Here is a 19,272-nt window from a genome sequence, read left to right as displayed (position 1 = left end):
ATGTCATCAGGACTTTTCGGTTAATTAGCTGCTATTACAGCCCCTGCAATTATTTACAATCAATATTATCAAGACTAAGTAATAATCAAGGTTAACATTGATTATTACTAGGGGCTGTTGATCTTTCGAGCTTAGTTTTTGTTCGATTCTTTACCGTAAGGAATAATGCTTCTAGTACAAGGCTTGAGCGATAAAGCTTAGCTGGCTAAGTGAAAAGCTCATAACACCGTAATAGAAGCATTGAATCGAACCCAAAGGTCCGCGTTTCTTGGCTATTTTTACTGTGTTGTAGACTATTTGTGGAGAATAACTAAACGGCATAGCCTCCGCCTTGTCAAAATAGCCAATAAACTGCGGCAAAAACAACCGTGAAAGATCAACAGCCCCTAACAATTGAGATTTTAACTCGCTTATGGATGTTCAATTACTCATTTCCCTCGCAATGATCCACACTATCGCTTTAGCTAGCCCAGGCCCAGACTTTGCATTGGTTGTTAAACTATCAACTCAAGAAAACAGAACCGTTGCGCTTGCATCAGCCGCAGGGATCTCTGTCGCTATCCTAGCTCACACCCTTTTGAGTTTAACGGGATTAAGTTTGATTATTCATAGCTCAGAGCAGTTATTTATACTGGTACAGCTTATTGGCGCCAGTTACCTCGCTTGGATGGGACTTGGCGCCGCACGCGCAGCATTATCACATTGGCGCGATCCTGTTGCCTTAGAAAAGGCGCAGCAAAGCGAAGGATTAAGCGTTAAAAAAGGTTTTTTACAAGGTCTCTATACCAATCTTTTAAACCCTAAAGCATTAGTGTTTTTTATCACTCTGTTTTCAACACTCATCACACCGAAAATATCATTCATGACTAAAAGTGTTGCAGCGATATTACTGTTCACGCTCTCTATGATGTGGTTTAGTTTTATTGCTATGGTGCTGACCAAACCCAAAATACAGATTAAGCTGAAGCAAGCAACACCAGTAATAAATTTGCTGACAGGCTTTGTGTTTATTAGCGTCGCTTTGGTGATTATTTCTGGCTTGATTTTATAAAAAATGGCTATCGTTACTGAGTGACAAACATCTATTTGTGCACTCAATAATTAGCGCGGCCATTATTTTATATTGTCAGTCCGTTAGCTGGTATTTTTCCAAACGATATAGAAATGCTTTATAAGACAGGCCTAACTGCTTTGCAGCACGAGTACGATTACCGTCATGACGTTGCATCGCTTGTTGTAAACAATCTTTTTCAAATTCTTCCCATTCGAAGCCCGTTTCAGGCAGGGTAAACGCTTTAGCATCAATCACACTCGGGCTCTGAGTCAGCTCTGCGACAAGTTCGTCTTCATCTCCGAGCAATACAAACCGCTCAATACGATTAGATAGCTCTCGTACATTACCCGGCCAAGGATAATCCAGCAGTGCTTTCATGGTGGTTGTGCTTAAGTTCACCGCTTCCAGTCCGTATTGACCACCATGAATTTTGAGGAAATGCTCGATCAACCTGCCAATATCCTCCTGTCTTTCACGTAACGGTGGCATTTCAATTGGCACCACATTTAAGCGGTAGAATAGATCTTCACGAAAACGCCCTTCTTCGACTTCAACTTTGAGATCTCGATGAGTTGCAGCAATAACTCTAACATTTAATTTAATTTCACTATTTTGGCCTAACCGGGAGATCACTCCCTCTTGTAAAAATCGCAGTAATTTAGTCTGCTGTAGTAGTGGTAACTCAGCCACTTCATCTAAAAATATAGTGCCTTCGTTTGCCGCTTCCAATTTACCGATCTTTTGACTTGTAGCGCCAGTGAATGCCCCTTTTTCCGCACCAAATAACTCAGACTCAGCCAGACTTTCAGGAATAGCGCCGCAATTTATGGCAATGAAAGGTTTATTTCGTCTTGGTGATAATTGATACAAAGCTCTGGCAGCAAGTTCTTTACCTGTGCCACTTTCACCACCAATGAGGACAGTGGCATCGGTCGCACTGACACGCTGCACTCTTGTATAAACCTTTTGCATGCAGGGAGCTTTACCGACTAATCCCACCAGCTCCTGCTGCTGTGATAATTCTGACGCTAAACGCTTATTATGCTGTTTAAGCTTTAGTGATTTAGCGACCTTTTCAATTGCCATAAACAGTGATTGGCGCTGATAGGGCTTAGACAGATAGTCATCGGCACCCGCTTGCATAGCATCAACCGCATGAGTGATGGTGCCGTATGCCGTCGCAATAATAAAACCGAGATCAGCATGTTCTCGCCTAACGTAAGTCAGCAAATCCATCCCCGATAACTGTCCCAGCTTCCAATCGGAAAAAACCAAATCGGGCACTGATTCCTTTAACAATAAAATAGCTTGCTCCACGCTATCGGCTTCACTAACAAGATAGTTATTTGCAGTTAGCATTTGGCTGATTAATGAGCGTTGATCTGGCTCATCTTCTACCACAAGGATATGCAAAGGTTGTTGACTCATCTATTGCTCTCCGAAGTATGGTGTGGGGAATCGATCAATAAAATAGTCGCGATGGTTCCGCCCTCAGGGTTATCTTGATAATAAATATCGCCACCATAGTGGCTTTCGATCAAACGCTTGGCGATATAGATCCCCATCCCAGAGCCTTCAGCTTTGGTGGATATATGAGGTTTAAACATCTGCTCTTTAATTGACGGTTCGATACCCTTGCCCCAATCTGTTATCACAATGGTTCGATTATTCTCAATTTGACTCAATTCAATTTTAATCTGCCTGCCATTAATGTCTGCTTCAACTGCATTGATCAACACCGCATGCACAATACTTCTAAGTTCTGATTCGGCGCCATGAACGGTCACTACATTGTCAGCATCATAAATCACTTTGGGTTTTAGTCCCGAAATTGACAGTTCAAGCAGAATATCCTGCACGATAGCGTTCAGTGGTACTAAGTTGTCGCGTTGTACCTCATGGCTGGAGAGCGTCAATAATGACTGAATGCTTTTATCCATTAAGCTGATTTTCTTCTGCATTTTTTTATTTACTGCTTCACGATCGACTTGAGATTCGGTATAGATACTTTGCTCTGACAACAAGCCTAGGGTGTGTAATGGGTTTCTCAAGCTATGAGCTATTCCCCTAGTAATTTGTCCAAGATCTGCCAGATGCTGCTGCTGTGACATCTGCTGCTCTTTTTTCTTCCAACTATCCAATGCAAGACTCATTCGGTTAAAGCCATCGATTATCATCTTAAGCTCTTTTACACCCTGCTCTTGCAACTGAATACCAAAACGACCTTCTCCAAGTTTCTTATGCCCCTGAGCCAACTCGCTTAACGGCTCTGTCACGTGATGACTTAACCAGTAGGTAAGTATGAGCGCCATGACACTCGTGAGTAGGATCACCGCCAGCACTGATTCACTAAAACGCTCTAACAGATGATTGGCACCATGACTAGGCAATTCAATACTACGTTGTTCACGGACTACGACACCGTCATCAGCATCTCCCTCTACAATCATGACTCTACCAGCTTGGAGCCAATCATCGGTATCAACCTCGAAACTATTAAGGCTTTCTTCGACTCGCTGCTGATACTCTTTCGCTGCCTCTATTTTTAGTTGCTGCAGATTTTCACGTTCTCCTTCAATATCACGGCGCTCTTTCTCTAGCAAAGCTTGCACTTTCTCTTGCAGTGCCAATTGATGTTTTTGGTAATCATCTCCCTTAATAGAATTGGTAGCATTAGCAGTGATCTCCACCAGCGACTGTGCAAGCTGAGCGATCTCTTCGTCTAAATCAGCTATATCTTCATCAAGTTCGATTACAAATTGTTCGCTATCTTCTGCCTCTATAAACTCACTATGATCAGACTCGGAGAATTCCCAGCTATCGATATCGGATGCCTTTTGAATCACTACACTGACCAAACTCTTCGATAATGATCTTGAGCTTTGTTCCAACTCTTGTTGAAGCTGTGTTTTAAAATACTGAGCTACAAAAAGCTGACTAACCGCCAACATCAAAATGAGTGCTCCAAACAACAGAAAAACATAACGTTTAATAGACATAATTAACTATTTACCTCGTCTCAATATATTTTATATTGAGAAGTTCTCTTATAAAGCTTTATAGCTATACAAGTTTGATACCAGCTTGAAAACCACAAAAGGCTCAGCGGAACCCAGCATTACAAACGGTTATTTTCTACCAACCTTATCACGTTTAATAACAAAGTCCCCATATGGGGAAGTCATCAGCCCTTTTGGGGAAATCGCGATACTCTTTAGAGAGTTACTCTTCAATTTAATAATAAAAAACCCATAAATAGTGGACTTCAAGAGTTGGCACGATCCTAGCTATGTCTACCTTGATATTAACAAAATACTTTATGGCGATTTTAGAGCCACAATATTAAAATGGAATAAGGGAAAATAAGCATGAAAAAGAACTTACTAGTATGTGCACTAATAACCTGCGGTTTAGCCTTTCAAAGTAGCGTTTATGCAGCGCCAACAGATATCGATGTGACTGAGACTGAAAAGAAAGTGTTTAGTACTCAAATTGAAACTGATGAAAATGACATCACCCATGTCACGGTTAAATCCAATGGCAAACGCCATGAACTCGCTTTTACTGCCCAAGAACTAAAAGATAAAGCTGTGCTCAAAGAAAAATTGAGTGTCTTACCAAAAGAAGACCAAGCGCTATTAACACGTACTTTGTCTCGTATGCAGCAACCCACGAGAGATAATGTTTTTATCATCGATGGCAAGCAAGATAAGGCGATAAAAATAAAACTAAAACTAGAAAAGTTGTATCAAGAACTCGACGGAAAAACAGCAGAAATTGAAGCTCACGTGGTCAAAATTGAAGCGAAGTCCGGTGAACTAGAGGCTAAGGCGCTCGAGTTAGAGAGGTTGTTTGAGCAAAACGAAGGCGACTTTGAAATTCATATTGAATCTTTGTCGGACGATATTGAGCTTATCACAGAACAAATAACAGAGTTAGAAATCATGCGGTTTGGCGACAGTGATAGCCATGGCAAGTTTATTGTCATTAATGATGAAGATGAGCAAAATGCCGAACATATTCTTAGCTTAATTAATCACAGCAAACTCAGTGAAGAGGACAAAGAAAAGCTCATCGCAGCACTCAAAGATGCTAAGTAAGCTTTACTTCAATCAATCAATATTCTCCCCAGTATGTTTTTGACGAACGAAACTTAAGGTCATGACCTTATCTCAAGCGGCCAATCTCTCGGGGAGCAATCAAATTTTATACTGACCGCAGTGATTGGCTACGTGCGGACGGATTACCTTGAGCTAAATAAGGTGTATGTTCACTATTTCTGCACATAGCACGTAGCCTTAACGAATATTAATTTGTTAATTGTGAAGCTGTCGATAGAATACTTGTTTAACTTTACCGTATCCTCTTCGGGTATTAGAGTTCAACAAGGGTTAGTACTATGTGGTGGCGTATTCTTTTTATCAGTCTTGCATACTTATTGCTCGGCGCACATTTTCTTCGATTTGGGCAAACCGAGGCTTGCATAGCTTACGCTATCGCACCAGCTCTACTGTTCATTAGAGCAACATGGGTGACTCGTTTATTACAATTAGCGCTTGTGGTTTCAGCCTTCCTAGTTTGGGGAACCAGTGCATTTGAATATGTTCAAATGCGCATGCTTGCAGAAGCGCCTTGGTATCGGCTAAGTATTATCATGACCAGTGTTGTTGTATTTACCTTATTTGCAGCTTGGTGCGGCAACGGTATTATCAATAAACGCAGCCAGCGCCGAATTTTCAATTAGTTTTACCCAATCAAAAGGTACTGAACTCTTGGGGATGACGGTAATTTGTTTGATAAAGTAGTTCAACAAGACTTATGAGATATTGAGTGAGTCGCGAGCAATTTTCTGCTCGCGATATCAATAAAAATATTCAACAGTGCTGTTACGAAAATCAATATTAATGCGCCATTAAAACGAATTTCAGAAAAATTGCTATCGATATAAAAGCCCAATGTCGCCACGCCCAACATCCCTAGAATCGCGGTTTCCCGCAAAATAACTTCAAATCGATAGAAAAGTAATGCCATCATATTAGGGTATATTCTAGGCAATATATCATAGGCATAACCATCAAACTTACCGTTAAAATGCTGACTATAAACAGTCGCCGCACTTTGTCTCGCGACTAGAAAAGCGATTAAAGCACCATTATGAATAGCCAAAGCCAAAATAGCCGGTAGCATGGATGGACCCAGTAACAGCATGAAAATATATGCAAATATGTACTCAGGAATTGACCTTAAAATAAGTAAGCTAACGTTATTTATAGCCGTTATAAATGAACCTGTTAATGGTTTAAAACTAACCGCTGTGAAGATAATAGTTAGCAAGTAACTACCACCTAGCGCAGCGACAGCAAGTAACAAGGTCGCCAACACGCCAGGCAAGGCTTGCTCGGTGATAATCCGATTAAGCCATTCCCCAAATAAAACCCATTTATCACTAGATAACAGCTCTACACTATGACTTTGGAACATCGGCGGTAAAATATCATCACTTAAAAAACGCCAAACAAGCGAACTATCTATGGTCGTTATTTCAGGCAATAGGAGGATGGCAGCAACAAAATATACAGGTATTAACTTAGCGCGGCACCAATAAGGAATAGTCCCTATTATCACGATGAACAGAATAAGGAGCGCAGCTCCTTGATGATAGTGCCCCTGCCTAAACGCAGACTCGAGATAAAACCCTAATGTCGGCATCCCAACAAAACCAAGTATCGCACTGCTTCTTAGGGCGCACTCAAAGCGATAACGTACATACGCTTTAATTTCATTAAAGACATGAGCAAAACGGCCATATACGTAGCGGCTGATTGTATCGCTATTGGCGGGTAAGTTTTGCAATGTCGAAGCAGGGGCTTGCTGCAAAATATCACTGAAAACTCGAGCAAATGTTGCAGCGTAAGGTAAAGCAATTGCCAACACTCCCGTTAAAGGAGATAACCCAAACACTTGTAAAAATAGTAATGCCCAAAACAACTCATGAATAGAGCGGATAAAAGCACAAATTGCCGCTACAATCGGCTTGTTATAAATCAGTGCTATTGGGCCACCTAACAATAAACCTGCCGCGGCACCAAGTAAGGCGAAGCTGATTGTCTGCCAGATTGCTTCGAATAAATACTCAGTTGCTAAAAAATCTGGAGAGAGAAACCCTAACCCAATACGTTTTAGCTCACTCCATGGATCTAACGCAATGATCTCAGTATCTGCCCAATAAAAGCATGTGAGCGTAATAACGAGTAAAACTAACGAAACTCGCTGCCAATAGCCAAAAAAAGCCCATCGTGGTTCATGCCTAATCACAAAAGGCTGACCCTACGATTGCCGAGTCGTTGACAACAAACTCTTGATTCATCGAATCTTGGTAAAAATCCTGCAACATTTCAATCGACAAAGATGAAGCTTTAGTATCGATATGCTTTTTACCATTACGTAAGCCAATCACCCGGTCAAAATACTGCAACGCCATACTCATATCATGCAGCACCATAATAACTGACTCATGTTGCTGTAATACGTATTTAATCAAACGCTTACTCATTAAAGGGTCGAGAGCAGAAAAAGGCTCATCACCAATAAAAACTGGCATTTTTTGGTAAATGGCACGACCGACTGCGGTTCGCTGTCGCTGCCCACCTGAGAGCTTCGAAACCGGTTGGGATAATGGGCAATCTAACTCTAAGTCTTGAGCAATAATGGCTATTTCTTCAAGTGGCTTTTTAAATGGGAATGGTAAATTCAACAAGTTATAAAGTGCAGAGTTTCTGCCAAGAGCGCCCATATAGATGTTATGAAATATGCTCAAGCTTTCTACTAAGCCCTGTTGCTGGGAGCAGTATGCTGCGCTCCCATGCAATTGAGTATTAATATGACTAATGAGAGTTGATTTCCCAGAGCCCGAGCTACCAATAACAGCCACTTTTTCACCTGCGGTTATTGAAAGGTCGATAGAGTTGAGTGCTTTTTTATCACCGAAGCTAAGGGAAAAATCACTAATATTTAACATAAATCAGTCAATAAGACCGATGGTTTTAGCCACATTCTCAATAGGCTCATAATCTGAGTTTTCTGCAGCCACAAAGGACTTACGAGGGAAACTTTTTAGCAGTGCAGGATCGTTCATCTGCAATAATACTGTAGACAGTTTAGCTTTAAAGCCTTCGCCAAAAGTATCATCAACGCCCGCTCTAACTGTCCATTGGTAATCAGGGTATGTAGGGCTTTCCCAAATGACATCGACCTTTTTTAAATCAACCTTTCCGGCTGCAACAGCAGATTCCCACACTTTATAATTTACAGCCCCTACTTGATAAACCCCTGCTTGGACTTGAGCAATGGTGCGACTATGATCACCGGAGAATCCAATACGCTTAAAAATATCTTCAGGCCGTTTACCCAAATTTCGTTCAATAAAGAACTGCGGCATCAACCGGCCAGATGTCGAGTCTTTCGATCCAAAGGTAAAGGTGAAGCCATTAAGGTTTGGAAAACTATCGTTAACAAGCATCTCGGTCGAGTGATGTGCGATAAAGTAGCTCTTAAAAAATTGGTCTTCGTAGCCTTGAGCTATCGCGTCAGAACCAGGAACAAGTCGTCTAGCTTGAACACCAGAAAGGCCACCAAACCAAGCTAGCTGTACTTGATTGTTCCTAAATGCTGTTACAGCTGCAGAGTAAGACTTTACTGGGATATATTTAACTTCAACTCCTAGTTTCTCTTCCAAATATACGGCAACTTTATCAAAACGAGTTCGCAGTTGGCTCTCATCCTCGTCAGGAATTGCGGTAAACGTAAAGGTAGCCGCTAATACACTTGGCGCACCAAGCAAGAGAAACATACTTATAAGGGGTTTAATCGCGAACATAATCGACCTGATTTGACAAAATTTTAACGGATCTTAACCAAATTGGCCAAACAAACCCAGATTTATGTCGATAAAGTGTTAGATAATTACGGATTAAGACATAACCGTGCTTTTATTTTCGACTATCAAGTTCTTTCTCAAACCTAATGACAGCATAATTCAGCAAAGGTTAAGTAATTGACGCGTAAACTCCTACGTAAATTGAAACACTTAGTTGGCAGTTAGCATAATTCTGCGTAAACTAATCTTTATCGCATTCAAGGATATTTGACTATGAGAATATTGGTTGTTGAAGATGATCCGATTCTATCTCACCACCTAAAAGTGCAATTGAGTGAACTAGGAAATCAAGTTCAAGTTGCATTAACAGCAAAAGAGGGATTTTATCAAGCAACAAACTATCCAATCGATGTTGCGATTGTTGATCTTGGTCTCCCAGATCAAGATGGCATTAGTTTGATTCAGAGCTTACGCGATAACGGCCTTAAAGCACCGGTACTGATTTTGACTGCACGAGTCAACTGGCAAGACAAAGTCGAGGGGCTTAATGCTGGTGCTGACGACTACCTTGTCAAACCATTCCAAAAAGAGGAACTCGTTGCTCGGCTTGACGCGCTCGTTAGACGTAGCGCTGGTTTTGTAAAGCCCAAAATAACCAGTGGTGCACTTGAAATAGATTTAGCTGCAAAGCAAGTATCAATGAATGAAGAGCCGATGGAAGTCACAGCATTTGAGTATCTCATTCTTGAATACTTAATGCGCCATTGCCATGAGGTTGTCGCAAAACAGCGCTTACTTGATGTGATCTACGGCGACAAAGAAGGCGATCCAAACACCATTGAAGTCATGGTAAGCCGATTACGCAAAAAGCTGACTAAAGATGGATTGGAAAATCCTATCGCGACCATTCGTGGTCAAGGTTATAAATTTAATCTGCCATGCAGCTAAACTTTAAGCCTAAGAAACGTCTGCTAACGCGGATGTTTCTCACCTCTTTATCAATCATCGCTCTCGTGGGTTTTGGTTTAGCGTGGATGGTCAATATCCTTCATGCACAAAATAGTTACAACGAAGAAACTTCTCAACTCATTGCAGAGATCCCCAAAGTTGCAGCTGAACTTAGAGAGCATGATCTACTTCCTGATAATAGCGATGAGTGGTTAGCGGAAAACAATACCTCTCAGCGCTATATTATAGCCAGTTGTGATAGCACTTTTAACCAAGTATGGACATCTTCAATGGCTGTCGACCGTGGCCTATTTGATACTTGTGAGCGGTTCAACGAGATCCGCAATAGTAATCCCCCCTATTATCTTTCACTCGCGGATACCCGTGGCTATTTTGTTTATTTACTTTCATTAGATATCGCAGGCAGTGAATATAATTTACTGGTTTTGAAAGACGCAGAAAAGTTACAAGACGAGTACAACAAGTTTAGCCGTCGAACCTATATACGTCTCGGTTTTGTACTTGCACTAGCGCTAGTATTATTGATAAGTGCAGCCTATTGGGGAATGCGTCCTCTAGTGCAACTTAGAAATGAACTACAGTCGGTAAATAGTGGAAAATCGAAGACTCTTTCTGAAGGCTATCCCGTTGAACTAGAAGGTGTTACTCAAGCACTGAATCAGCTATTAGTACAGTCGGGGGCGCAACAACAACGCTACCAAAACGCGATGAATGATTTGGCCCATAGTCTTAAAACGCGTTTGGCAGCCGTGCATGCCATTACTGACGACGCCACATTAGACAAAGAGGCGACCAGCGAGAAAATAATGGAACAAGTCAGCCAGATGGATCAATTGGTGAAATACCAGTTAAAACGGGCAATGCTTGGTCGTAAGGGGTTAAAGCAAGAACAAACCTTAATCGCTCCGCTTGTTGACCAGCTCTCGCAAATGCTGTTTAAAGTATATCGTGATAAACAGGTGCAGTTTGAGTCGCGTATTGAGCAGGAACACGTATTCCCTGGTGACAAAGGTGATTTAATGGAGCTCTGTGGAAACTTGATGGAGAATGCATTCAAATTATGCATCACCACGGTTAGAGTATCATCTTATTACAACGATGCCGGCGAGTTTGAGTTATTAGTTGAAGATGACGGCCCTGGCGTTGATGAAAGTATCAGACAGAATATCATTCAGCGCGGAGTAAGAGCCGATACCCAAAAAGCAGGGCAAGGTATTGGCCTTGCTGTCTGCAATGAGATCGTTATCAGTTATGGTGGACGCCTCAGTATTGAGACGTCGGAATTGGAAGGAGCTTGTTTTAGGATCTCTATCCCTATTTAACACCATACAGCTGCTCAGCACGATTAAACATTATCCATGAAGTTGCGATATATTTATCGCAACTTTTTGGCATATTGCCACGATGTGAGTGGGTAAATCCTGCAGGAGCAATCACCATAGTGCCCTTTTTGGGTTTCACTTTTTTATCTTGATAATAAAACTCTGTTTCGCCGCCCTGCTCCACATCATTTAAATAAAACATATACAATACAACTCGATGCAATGCTTCGTTATGATTTAATTGGGGAAACTGTTCAGAATGCCAATGTGGATATCCTCCTTTGCCTTTATCATACTTTTGCACATTTATCGTTCCACTTCGATAAAGATACTTAACAATAGCTTCCGCTCTTGGCTCTCCATATGCCCCATAGTTATCTGGCGTAAGTGTGACAGTATTGCCTTTATCATCTGCCACCCCAACCGATACCGCGCCCATCAGTGCCATTGAATACTTATTAAAATACTGAGCAGCATAAGAAAGCGTATAACCTAGCAAGCTATTTTTAAGTGTCGCGAGATCTTCATGTGAATCAAGCATCAGATCGCGGCTCAGCTTTTTCTCAATATCCACGCCACCACCAGTGCTGCCAGCTAAGACTCCTGGGTGGCTTTCGAAGGCACTAATAAGTTGATCGCAAAGTTCATCGGGAAGCGCATTAGGGTATATTTCAATAAAATCCATTTGATACTCTTAAAACCGTTATTGTTTGAGTTCCCATATTTGTAAACATATGAGTTAAGCAATTGTAAATTATATAGGTTGCGTTAAAATAGCAAATTAAGGAAGACTCACACAAACGCATATGCCAAATAGTTGTAAAGTTGCAGTTGAGCAGCTACAGGTAGGTAACTTCATCAGACTACCTATCTCATGGAAAGATCACCCATTCTTATTCAGTAGTTTCAAAATTCGGCAACAAGCTCAAATTGAACTCATTAAGAACCTTGGGATTGAGCATGTATTCGTTATCGTTGAGCGCAGCGATACGCCAATCTTAAGCATTAAAGATGCTCAAGCCCCAAAACAGAAGGCTGTTGAAAGTGACTTAGATAAACTTTCAGAGGAACTTAACAAGCAAAAAGCTGAAAGTATTGAAGCTCACAAGAGCTTGAGGCGCCATTTACAGAAAACAGAACAACAATTTGAACGTTCAGTGGCGATGATCCGCAGCTTAATGGGCAAATTACGTAATCGACCACTAAATGCGGTCAACGATGCAAAAGAGCTTGTCCATAATATTAGTGAACAATTATTAACATCGGATAAATTAGTCTTACATTTAATGTCCGACTCAAAAAAAGATGACGGGATTTACTTCCACTCTTTGAATGTCTCCGTCTTATCTATGTTAATCGCTAAGGAATTAGGTTGGACTCGCAATGAAATAGAGCTAGTTGGACTAGGAGCCTTATTTCATGACACAGGTAAATTAAAAGTACCAACTCAACTGATGAGAAAAACATCGCCATTAACTCAGGCTGAGCAAAATTTTATCAACCAACACCCCACTATGGGCGCTGAATTACTTAAGCTTGCAGATAACTTTCCAACAGAAGCATTGCCAATAATATTAAACCATCATGAGTTTCTAGATGGTTCAGGCACACCTAAAGGCCTAAAAAAAACTGAAATAGATAAACTAAGTCAGCTTGTTACTGCTGTAAACACTTATGATAACCTCTGCCATTCAGATAGAAGTAGAAAGGCACGCACGCCCTTTTCAGCTCTTGGTTATTTGTATAAACATTATCAGGCACAACTCAATCCTGACATTGTCAGTAGAATGGTTAAAATGCTTGGGATTTACCCACCAGGAAGTATTGTTGAGCTTTCTTCAGGCCAATACGGCATGGTTATGTCTGTAAATGTAAGCCAAATACTGCTGCCAAGGATCTTAGTTTACGATGCATTAGTGCCAAAAGAACAAGCACCTATAGTGGAGTTAGCGCAAGAAGGCCTAACAATTGTTAGATGTCTACCACCCGCTGCTCTTCCTGAAAAGGTATTCAAATACCTAAATCCTAGAGAAAGAGTTAGCTATTTTTTTGGTAGCGACGACTAGGGAAAACGCTACTTTATAACGAATCAAGCTGTCTATTTCTTGCTCTATTACGTGGCTGTTACTAGATTTAATCTAAGAACAAATGCATTGGAGTGAGTTTTAATGACTGAATTACCTAGTTTTGACAGGTTACTTTGGCTTGCGGAAAACGATCCCAAGAAGTTAGATGCTTTGCAAAAAAAGTTAAACCAACAAGTCATAGAAGAAAGTGCAGCAAGCAGTAGGCCCAAATTAATATCTTTACTGGATCACCTAGAAAAAAAGTTATCTCTTTGCAAGACCCCCTATCAACGCTACCACCTAGTTAGCAATATGATGTATCAAAAGCTATCTAGTCTTAATGAAGTGCTTAATCGGCCAGACGAGTTTTATCAGCATAAAGCTAAGGTACTTTCATTTAATAGCGCAGAGCAAAATGCTGCTACTAAAACAGCTCGCTAGATGCGAGCTGTATTTACTATAACCAACCTTTACGCTTAAAGAAAAGATAGGTCCCGGCGGCACTGCCAAACATCATTAAAATAGCCATCGGGTAACCAAATTGCCAATCTAGCTCCGGCATATTAGCGAAGTTCATACCATAGCTACTTGCGATAACTGTAGGTGGTAAGAAAACGACTGCTGCGACCGAAAATATCTTAATAATCTTATTTTGTTGTAATCCACTGAAACCCATTGCAGCATCGAGCAAGAAATTCAACTTATCAAAAATAAACTGGCTATGTGGCATCAAAGACTCTATATCTGATAGCATTTCCCGAAGATCTTTCAGTTCACCATCGGATAGTTGATCACGATAATACTTTTGCATAAACCGCAATGAGCGCTGCGTATCAAGCAAACTCAACCTTATCTTACCATTGGAGTCTTCTTGTCGAGTGATCAGCTTAAAAACATCATCAAGCTCTTCATTTTTAAAAACTTCTTCACTGACACTATCGAGCACTGTGTATACATCTTCGATCAAATCTGACAGGTAATCAACCTTCAGATTAAAAAGCTCAAGTAATAATGCTTGCGGGGTTGAAGCCTCTATACGACCTAATCGTAAATAGTTTCTAAGTAACCTAATTAAACCGACATCTTCCTCCCTTATCGTTAAAAGGAAATTCTGTCGGATATTAAAAGAAACGTTAACCCCTTTTACGTCTTGGCCTGCTCTTTGAGGAAACAGTGAGTTAATGTGTAAACCATCTTTATTTTGATAAAATCGAGCAGATGCCTCGATTTCATTGATGTCTTCCTCTTCAGGTACATCTTCTACTGAAAACTGGCTCAACCATTCTCTTTCGTTATCGTCAGGTTTATAAAGATCCAACCACATAGTACCGGGAGGGATATTATCCTTTATGCTCAATTCGCTAATCGTTAGGTTACGATTTTCGTAGGCATAGGCTGTTATCATAGCTCCTCCTTTATACAGTTAATCAACTAATGGGGTAAAAAACGAGGCTATTCTAACCCAAAAAGATATATCTCAAAGCGCTAACTAAAAGAAAAACCACAAATATTACTCTTGAACCGAGTTTGCGACAATAATTCGCTCTTGATTAGACAACCTGACTCTTATTCCATCAACTGTTGTTATTTCGTTGTTGGCAATATTTTTTTTCCTGACTTGATACACAACACTATCATCACTCATAGGCGACACTATAGTTACACTCACAACCTTATTACCATCTTGCCAATCCCAGTACCAATAGCCTGCGCTTGCTAATAATGAAAGGCTTACAATTGCATATAAAGCAAAACGAATTATAATCCCTCGTCCCATATCTTGAGTTCGCTCTTTAGCGGGACTAACTTTAGACTGGCGAATATAAAACATAGCACCTGCAATGACTAATATCGTCACTAGAATTTTTGTTAGCACTCGCAATCTCCAAACCCATGATGAAAAACCATTATAACCAAATTCACAGTTTGAAACTGTTAATAATATCTAACCATTTAAACACAGTAGCTCATTAATTGGAGTTGAACCTGCAAAAGGAAAACCGTTCTGCTATAAAGTAGTTATCAACCCCAATAGAGACCATTTATGAGATTATCCCAATCTGTTCTTACTGCTTTGTTAATTTGCGTCAACTCCGCTGCTTTTGCCAACGTGGAAGTTACACTCCCCTCTAATTCTGAACTTGTATTGGTCAATGGCAAAGAGAGCGACAGCACAGATAAGTTGACCCTAGAGAACGGAGAAAACCAGTTAGCACTGAGATATATCGGTCGTTATCAACAGCAAGGCTCTCAGACTCAATTTAGCTCTGACGTTATTATCATGACATTTTTAGCAGAAAATACATCACTAACTATAGCGTTGCCTAGAATACGCTCTAATAGCGCTGCTGATGCTTTTAATCGGGATCCAAAGATAAGCCTTAAAAATTCATCTGAAGTAGACATCGCATTCCGCCAAGACAAACTCCTGAAAGAAGGGATGCAACTTGGTCGCGATTATGAAAAAGAGGTTGCTGAGTACAATAGCAACAATCAAGTAGCCTCAGTCGCTGCTTTAGCTCCCTCAATAACTGCACTAGTACAGGCAAAGCCTGTGGTGATCGAAAACCATGGGCAACCGAAAAATACTATAAATCAATCTGATCAGGTGAATGTCGGTCAGATGCTCGATTTTTGGTACCAACAAGCCGATGAAGAAACCCGAAAGGCATTCAAATTGAAGATTAACAGCAAAGAATAAAATTAGCCTAATAATGGCGCGGCTAACCTCTGATGCACATTGCAATTCACCGTGCCATTTCAGCTTTCACTTCCCCAAGAGCTGATGCTATAGCAATCACGCCGCCCTTACAGCGTAGAATAACCTAATACAAAAATCCCACAGCAATAGCAATGGGCGGACAGCTCCCCTTCTAGACTCAGTCAGGTAAACAGTAACGGCGGTCATGACCTGCTTCAAAACGATTGATATGCATCCTGCATATCATTGCATCTGCAGCTTCCTGTAGTCTGACCGCATCAAGCTTCGCTTGCTAAGCACTATCTCTTTTCCCTGAGCAGCATGGGCATATCAACCACACCACTATCAGCGTCACGCTTTGCGCTAACTCAAAAATCATTAGCTGCATCAAATCACAGACGTAAAAAGCCCGTTGCGTTAACAACGGGCTTAATACTCTCTTATCGAGACTGATTCTGATAGTCGTAGGCGTCTGGAAATAACTTACTCTCTATTATTCCCACTGGCATACGTTAGCATATCAGCCACACTGCTATTTGTTCAGCGTATGCCTGAGCACTGAGCTCGCTTATTGATTAATTCAAATCGCAGACGTAAAAAAGCCCGTTGCGTTAGCAACGGGCTTAATACTCTCTGACGAGAAATTAGGCGCCTGGAAATGACCTACTCTCACATGGGGAAACCCCACACTACCATCGGCGATACTGTGTTTCACTTCTGAGTTCGGAATGGGATCAGGTGGGACCACAGCTCTATGGTTTCCAGACAAATTTGGCAAATTTAGAAAGCTGTTACTCGCTACGGCAAGTAAATATTAAATTATTGAGTTCGACACCACATTAAGTGTCACTCTTTTCAGAGTAGTTCTAACTTCGATGAGGTAAAAACATCAGTCTCATACAAAAACCCATCAGGGTTGTATGGTTAAGCCTCACGAGTCATTAGTATCAGTTAGCTCAACGCCTCACAACGCTTACACACCTGACCTATCAACGTCCTAGTCTCGAACGGCTCTTTAGAGGAATTAAATTCCTAGGGATGACTCATCTTAGGACTCGCTTCCCGCTTAGATGCTTTCAGCGGTTATCGATTCCGAACGTAGCTACCGGGCAATGCTATTGGCATAACAACCCGAACACCAGCGGTTCGTCCACTCCGGTCCTCTCGTACTAGGAGCAGCTTCCTTCAATCATCCAACGCCCACGGCAGATAGGGACCGAACTGTCTCACGACGTTCTGAACCCAGCTCGCGTACCACTTTAAATGGCGAACAGCCATACCCTTGGGACCGACTTCAGCCCCAGGATGTGATGAGCCGACATCGAGGTGCCAAACACCGCCGTCGATATGAACTCTTGGGCGGTATCAGCCTGTTATCCCCGGCGTACCTTTTATCCGTTGAGCGATGGCCCTTCCATACAGAACCACCGGATCACTATGACCTACTTTCGTACCTGCTCGACGTGTATGTCTCGCAGTTAAGCTGGCTTATGCCATTGCACTAACCGTACGATGTCCGACCGTACTTAGCCAACCTTCGTGCTCCTCCGTTACTCTTTGGGAGGAGACCGCCCCAGTCAAACTACCCACCAGGCACTGTCCCGAACCCCGATTCAGGGGCCGCGGTTAGAACATCAAAACTACAAGGGTGGTATTTCAAGGTTGACTCCACTCCATCTAGCGACGAAGCTTCAAAGTCTCCCACCTATCCTACACATGTAGGTTCAATGTTCAGTGCCAAGCTATAGTAAAGGTGCACGGGGTCTTTCCGTCTAGCCGCGGGTATACGGCATCTTCACCGCAATTTCAACTTCACTGAGTCTCGGCTGGAGACAGCGTGGCCATCATTACGCCATTCGTGCAGGTCGGAACTTACCCGACAAGGAATTTCGCTACCTTAGGACCGTTATAGTTACGGCCGCCGTTTACCGGGGCTTCGATCATGAGCTTCTCCGAAGATAACCCAATCAATTAACCTTCCGGCACCGGGCAGGCGTCATACCGTATACTTCCTCTTGCGAGTTTGCACAGTACTGTGTTTTTGATAAACAGTTGCAGCCACCTGGTATCTGCGACTGCCAGCAGCTTAGAGAGCAAGTCTCATCACCGCCGGCAGCGTACCTTCTCCCGAAGTTACGGTACCATTTTGCCTAGTTCCTTCAGCCGAGTTCTCTCAAGCGCCTTGGTATTCTCTACCCAACCACCTGTGTCGGTTTGGGGTACGATTCCTACTAACCTGAAGCTTAGAAGATTTTCCTGGAAGCATGGCATCAACTACTTCAGTCCCTTAGGACCTCGTCATCAACTCTCAGCCTAGTGTGTACCCGGATTTGCCTAAGTACACAGCCTACAGCCTTAAACGCGGACAACCAACGCCGCGCTAGCCTAGCCTTCTCCGTCTCTCCATCGCAGTTAGCAGAAGTACAGGAATATTAACCTGTTTCCCATCGACTACGCCTTTCGGCCTCGCCTTAGGGGTCGACTCACCCTGCCCTGATTAACATTGGACAGGAACCCTTGGTCTTTCGGCGAGGGAGTTTTTCACTCCCTTTATCGTTACTCATGTCAGCATTCGCACTTCTGATACCTCCAGTGTGGGTTACCCCTTCACCTTCAACGGCTTACAGAACGCTCCTCTACCGCACTAGTGTAAACACTAGTACCCATAGCTTCGGTGTATTGCTTAGCCCCGTTAAATCTTCCGCGCAGGCCGACTCGACTAGTGAGCTATTACGCTTTCTTTAAATGATGGCTGCTTCTAAGCCAACATCCTAGCTGTCTAAGCCTTCCCACATCGTTTCCCACTTAGCAATAACTTTGGGACCTTAGCTGATGGTCTGGGTTGTTTCCCTTTTCACGACGGACGTTAGCACCCGCCGTGTGTCTCCCGTATAGTACTCATTGGTATTCGGAGTTTGCAAAGGGTTGGTAAGTCGGGATGACCCCCTAGCCTTAACAGTGCTCTACCCCCAATGGTATTCGTACGAGGCGCTACCTAAATAGCTTTCGAGGAGAACCAGATATCTCCCGGTTTGATTGGCCTTTCACCCCCAGCCACAAGTCATCCGCTCATTTTTCAACATAAGTCGGTTCGGTCCTCCAGTTGATGTTACTCAACCTTCAACCTGCCCATGGCTAGATCACCGGGTTTCGGGTCTACACCTTGCAACTAAACGCGCAGTTAACACTCGGTTTCCCTACGGCTCCGCTATTCGCTTAACCTCGCTACAAAATGTAAGTCGCTGACCCATTATACAAAAGGTACGCAGTCACGGTCTCAAGAA

The 19,272-nt window shown here is 42.2% G+C and carries 17 protein-coding genes and 2 rRNA genes (1 of these 19 cut by a window edge); 8 read left to right on the top strand and 11 right to left on the bottom strand.

Annotation, left to right across the window (positions count from 1 at the left end; genetic code table 11):
- Positions 1 to 171 precede the first annotated feature (171 nt).
- A complete protein-coding gene (locus SWP_RS24165) occupies positions 172 to 321 on the bottom strand; it encodes a hypothetical protein (RefSeq protein ID WP_187148514.1) in 150 nt (49 codons plus the stop codon).
- A 91-nt stretch (positions 322 to 412) separates the two neighbouring features.
- On the opposite strand from SWP_RS24165, the gene SWP_RS10110 reads away from it, so the two are divergent.
- Entirely contained in the window at positions 413 to 1,051 is a 639-nt protein-coding gene (locus tag SWP_RS10110; RefSeq protein WP_020912368.1) for a LysE family translocator, read from the top strand.
- Positions 1,052 to 1,126: 75 nt separating this feature from the next.
- On the opposite strand, the gene SWP_RS10105 is transcribed toward SWP_RS10110, so the two are convergent.
- Positions 1,127 to 2,482, bottom strand: coding sequence for a sigma-54-dependent transcriptional regulator (locus tag SWP_RS10105; protein ID WP_020912367.1), 1,356 nt, complete (start codon positions 2,480 to 2,482; stop codon positions 1,127 to 1,129).
- The gene (locus SWP_RS10100) at positions 2,479 to 4,053 is read right to left on the bottom strand and encodes a sensor histidine kinase (protein WP_020912366.1); all 1,575 of its coding nucleotides are present in this window, start codon (positions 4,051 to 4,053) and stop codon (positions 2,479 to 2,481) included. Before SWP_RS10100 ends, SWP_RS10105 begins: the two co-directional genes overlap by 4 nt.
- Before the next feature lie 369 nt (positions 4,054 to 4,422).
- Here SWP_RS10100 and SWP_RS10095 point away from each other — a divergent pair, with 369 nt between their 5' ends.
- Both SWP_RS10095 and SWP_RS10090 read left to right on the top strand, forming a co-directional pair.
- Positions 4,423 to 5,154: a hypothetical protein gene (locus SWP_RS10095; protein ID WP_020912365.1), complete on the top strand. Its 732-nt coding sequence runs from the start codon at positions 4,423 to 4,425 to the stop codon at positions 5,152 to 5,154.
- 299 nt (positions 5,155 to 5,453) lie between these two features.
- The gene (locus SWP_RS10090; RefSeq protein ID WP_020912364.1) at positions 5,454 to 5,798 is read left to right on the top strand and encodes a hypothetical protein; all 345 of its coding nucleotides are present in this window, start codon (positions 5,454 to 5,456) and stop codon (positions 5,796 to 5,798) included.
- Positions 5,799 to 5,860: 62 nt separating this feature from the next.
- On the opposite strand, the gene SWP_RS10085 is transcribed toward SWP_RS10090, so the two are convergent.
- Genes SWP_RS10085 through SWP_RS10075 form a run of 3 tightly spaced genes read right to left on the bottom strand, consistent with a single transcriptional unit; the run spans position 5,861 to position 8,930 of the window.
- A complete protein-coding gene (locus SWP_RS10085) occupies positions 5,861 to 7,369 on the bottom strand; it encodes a PhnE/PtxC family ABC transporter permease (protein ID WP_020912362.1) in 1,509 nt (502 codons plus the stop codon).
- A complete protein-coding gene (locus tag SWP_RS10080) occupies positions 7,362 to 8,072 on the bottom strand; it encodes an ATP-binding cassette domain-containing protein (protein ID WP_020912361.1) in 711 nt (236 codons plus the stop codon). Before SWP_RS10080 ends, SWP_RS10085 begins: the two co-directional genes overlap by 8 nt.
- A gap of 3 nt (positions 8,073 to 8,075) precedes the next feature.
- The gene (locus SWP_RS10075; RefSeq protein WP_020912360.1) at positions 8,076 to 8,930 is read right to left on the bottom strand and encodes a putative selenate ABC transporter substrate-binding protein; all 855 of its coding nucleotides are present in this window, start codon (positions 8,928 to 8,930) and stop codon (positions 8,076 to 8,078) included.
- Between the two features lie 273 nt (positions 8,931 to 9,203).
- On the opposite strand from SWP_RS10075, the gene SWP_RS10070 reads away from it, so the two are divergent.
- Together SWP_RS10070 and SWP_RS10065 are read left to right on the top strand one after the other, a co-directional pair.
- Positions 9,204 to 9,878, top strand: a complete 675-nt coding sequence (locus SWP_RS10070) for a response regulator (RefSeq protein WP_020912358.1) — start codon at positions 9,204 to 9,206, stop codon at positions 9,876 to 9,878.
- Positions 9,869 to 11,221: an ATP-binding protein gene (locus SWP_RS10065; RefSeq protein ID WP_020912357.1), complete on the top strand. Its 1,353-nt coding sequence runs from the start codon at positions 9,869 to 9,871 to the stop codon at positions 11,219 to 11,221. Before SWP_RS10070 ends, SWP_RS10065 begins: the two co-directional genes overlap by 10 nt.
- On the opposite strand, the gene SWP_RS10060 is transcribed toward SWP_RS10065, so the two are convergent.
- Positions 11,214 to 11,906, bottom strand: a complete 693-nt coding sequence (locus SWP_RS10060; protein ID WP_020912356.1) for a 2OG-Fe(II) oxygenase — start codon at positions 11,904 to 11,906, stop codon at positions 11,214 to 11,216. The genes SWP_RS10065 and SWP_RS10060 overlap by 8 nt on opposite strands.
- A gap of 121 nt (positions 11,907 to 12,027) precedes the next feature.
- On the opposite strand from SWP_RS10060, the gene SWP_RS10055 reads away from it, so the two are divergent.
- On the top strand, positions 12,028 to 13,287 hold the full coding sequence (locus SWP_RS10055; protein WP_020912355.1) for an HD-GYP domain-containing protein: 1,260 nt from the start codon (positions 12,028 to 12,030) through the stop codon (positions 13,285 to 13,287).
- A 102-nt stretch (positions 13,288 to 13,389) separates the two neighbouring features.
- Positions 13,390 to 13,728, top strand: a complete 339-nt coding sequence (locus tag SWP_RS10050) for a DUF3135 domain-containing protein (protein WP_020912354.1) — start codon at positions 13,390 to 13,392, stop codon at positions 13,726 to 13,728.
- Between the two features lie 16 nt (positions 13,729 to 13,744).
- Here the strand turns inward: SWP_RS10050 and corA are convergent, their stop codons facing one another.
- Together corA and SWP_RS10040 are read right to left on the bottom strand one after the other, a co-directional pair.
- Entirely contained in the window at positions 13,745 to 14,692 is a 948-nt protein-coding gene (gene corA, locus SWP_RS10045) for a magnesium/cobalt transporter CorA (protein ID WP_020912353.1), read from the bottom strand.
- 105 nt (positions 14,693 to 14,797) lie between these two features.
- Positions 14,798 to 15,163 carry a hypothetical protein gene (locus SWP_RS10040; protein ID WP_020912352.1) on the bottom strand — a complete coding sequence of 122 codons (366 nt, stop codon included), beginning with the start codon at positions 15,161 to 15,163 and terminating at the stop codon, positions 14,798 to 14,800.
- Between the two features lie 168 nt (positions 15,164 to 15,331).
- Here SWP_RS10040 and SWP_RS10035 point away from each other — a divergent pair, with 168 nt between their 5' ends.
- On the top strand, positions 15,332 to 15,988 hold the full coding sequence (locus tag SWP_RS10035; RefSeq protein WP_020912351.1) for a YccT family protein: 657 nt from the start codon (positions 15,332 to 15,334) through the stop codon (positions 15,986 to 15,988).
- A 650-nt stretch (positions 15,989 to 16,638) separates the two neighbouring features.
- Here SWP_RS10035 and rrf read toward each other — a convergent pair.
- Together rrf and SWP_RS10025 are read right to left on the bottom strand one after the other, a co-directional pair.
- Positions 16,639 to 16,754, bottom strand: a 5S ribosomal RNA gene (gene rrf / locus SWP_RS10030).
- A 154-nt stretch (positions 16,755 to 16,908) separates the two neighbouring features.
- Positions 16,909 to 19,272: ribosomal RNA gene (locus SWP_RS10025) — 23S ribosomal RNA — on the bottom strand (it continues 531 nt past the right edge of the window).

It is taken from the genome of Shewanella piezotolerans WP3 (assembly GCF_000014885.1).
Classification (GTDB): domain Bacteria; phylum Pseudomonadota; class Gammaproteobacteria; order Enterobacterales; family Shewanellaceae; genus Shewanella; species Shewanella piezotolerans.
Note: the sequence above shows the minus strand (reverse complement) of the source record. Positions and strands in the feature narration are given on the sequence as shown.

Coding starts and splice junctions, on each gene's coding strand:
- SWP_RS24165 (WP_187148514.1), bottom strand. CDS start 321: ATGCCGTTTAGTTATTCTCCACAAATAGTCTACAACACAGTAAAAATA.
- SWP_RS10110 (WP_020912368.1), top strand. CDS start 413: ATGGATGTTCAATTACTCATTTCCCTCGCAATGATCCACACTATCGCT.
- SWP_RS10105 (WP_020912367.1), bottom strand. CDS start 2,482: ATGAGTCAACAACCTTTGCATATCCTTGTGGTAGAAGATGAGCCAGAT.
- SWP_RS10100 (WP_020912366.1), bottom strand. CDS start 4,053: ATGTCTATTAAACGTTATGTTTTTCTGTTGTTTGGAGCACTCATTTTG.
- SWP_RS10095 (WP_020912365.1), top strand. CDS start 4,423: ATGAAAAAGAACTTACTAGTATGTGCACTAATAACCTGCGGTTTAGCC.
- SWP_RS10090 (WP_020912364.1), top strand. CDS start 5,454: ATGTGGTGGCGTATTCTTTTTATCAGTCTTGCATACTTATTGCTCGGC.
- SWP_RS10080 (WP_020912361.1), bottom strand. CDS start 8,072: ATGTTAAATATTAGTGATTTTTCCCTTAGCTTCGGTGATAAAAAAGCA.
- SWP_RS10075 (WP_020912360.1), bottom strand. CDS start 8,930: ATGTTCGCGATTAAACCCCTTATAAGTATGTTTCTCTTGCTTGGTGCG.
- SWP_RS10070 (WP_020912358.1), top strand. CDS start 9,204: ATGAGAATATTGGTTGTTGAAGATGATCCGATTCTATCTCACCACCTA.
- SWP_RS10065 (WP_020912357.1), top strand. CDS start 9,869: ATGCAGCTAAACTTTAAGCCTAAGAAACGTCTGCTAACGCGGATGTTT.
- SWP_RS10060 (WP_020912356.1), bottom strand. CDS start 11,906: ATGGATTTTATTGAAATATACCCTAATGCGCTTCCCGATGAACTTTGC.
- SWP_RS10055 (WP_020912355.1), top strand. CDS start 12,028: ATGCCAAATAGTTGTAAAGTTGCAGTTGAGCAGCTACAGGTAGGTAAC.
- SWP_RS10050 (WP_020912354.1), top strand. CDS start 13,390: ATGACTGAATTACCTAGTTTTGACAGGTTACTTTGGCTTGCGGAAAAC.
- corA (WP_020912353.1), bottom strand. CDS start 14,692: ATGATAACAGCCTATGCCTACGAAAATCGTAACCTAACGATTAGCGAA.
- SWP_RS10035 (WP_020912351.1), top strand. CDS start 15,332: ATGAGATTATCCCAATCTGTTCTTACTGCTTTGTTAATTTGCGTCAAC.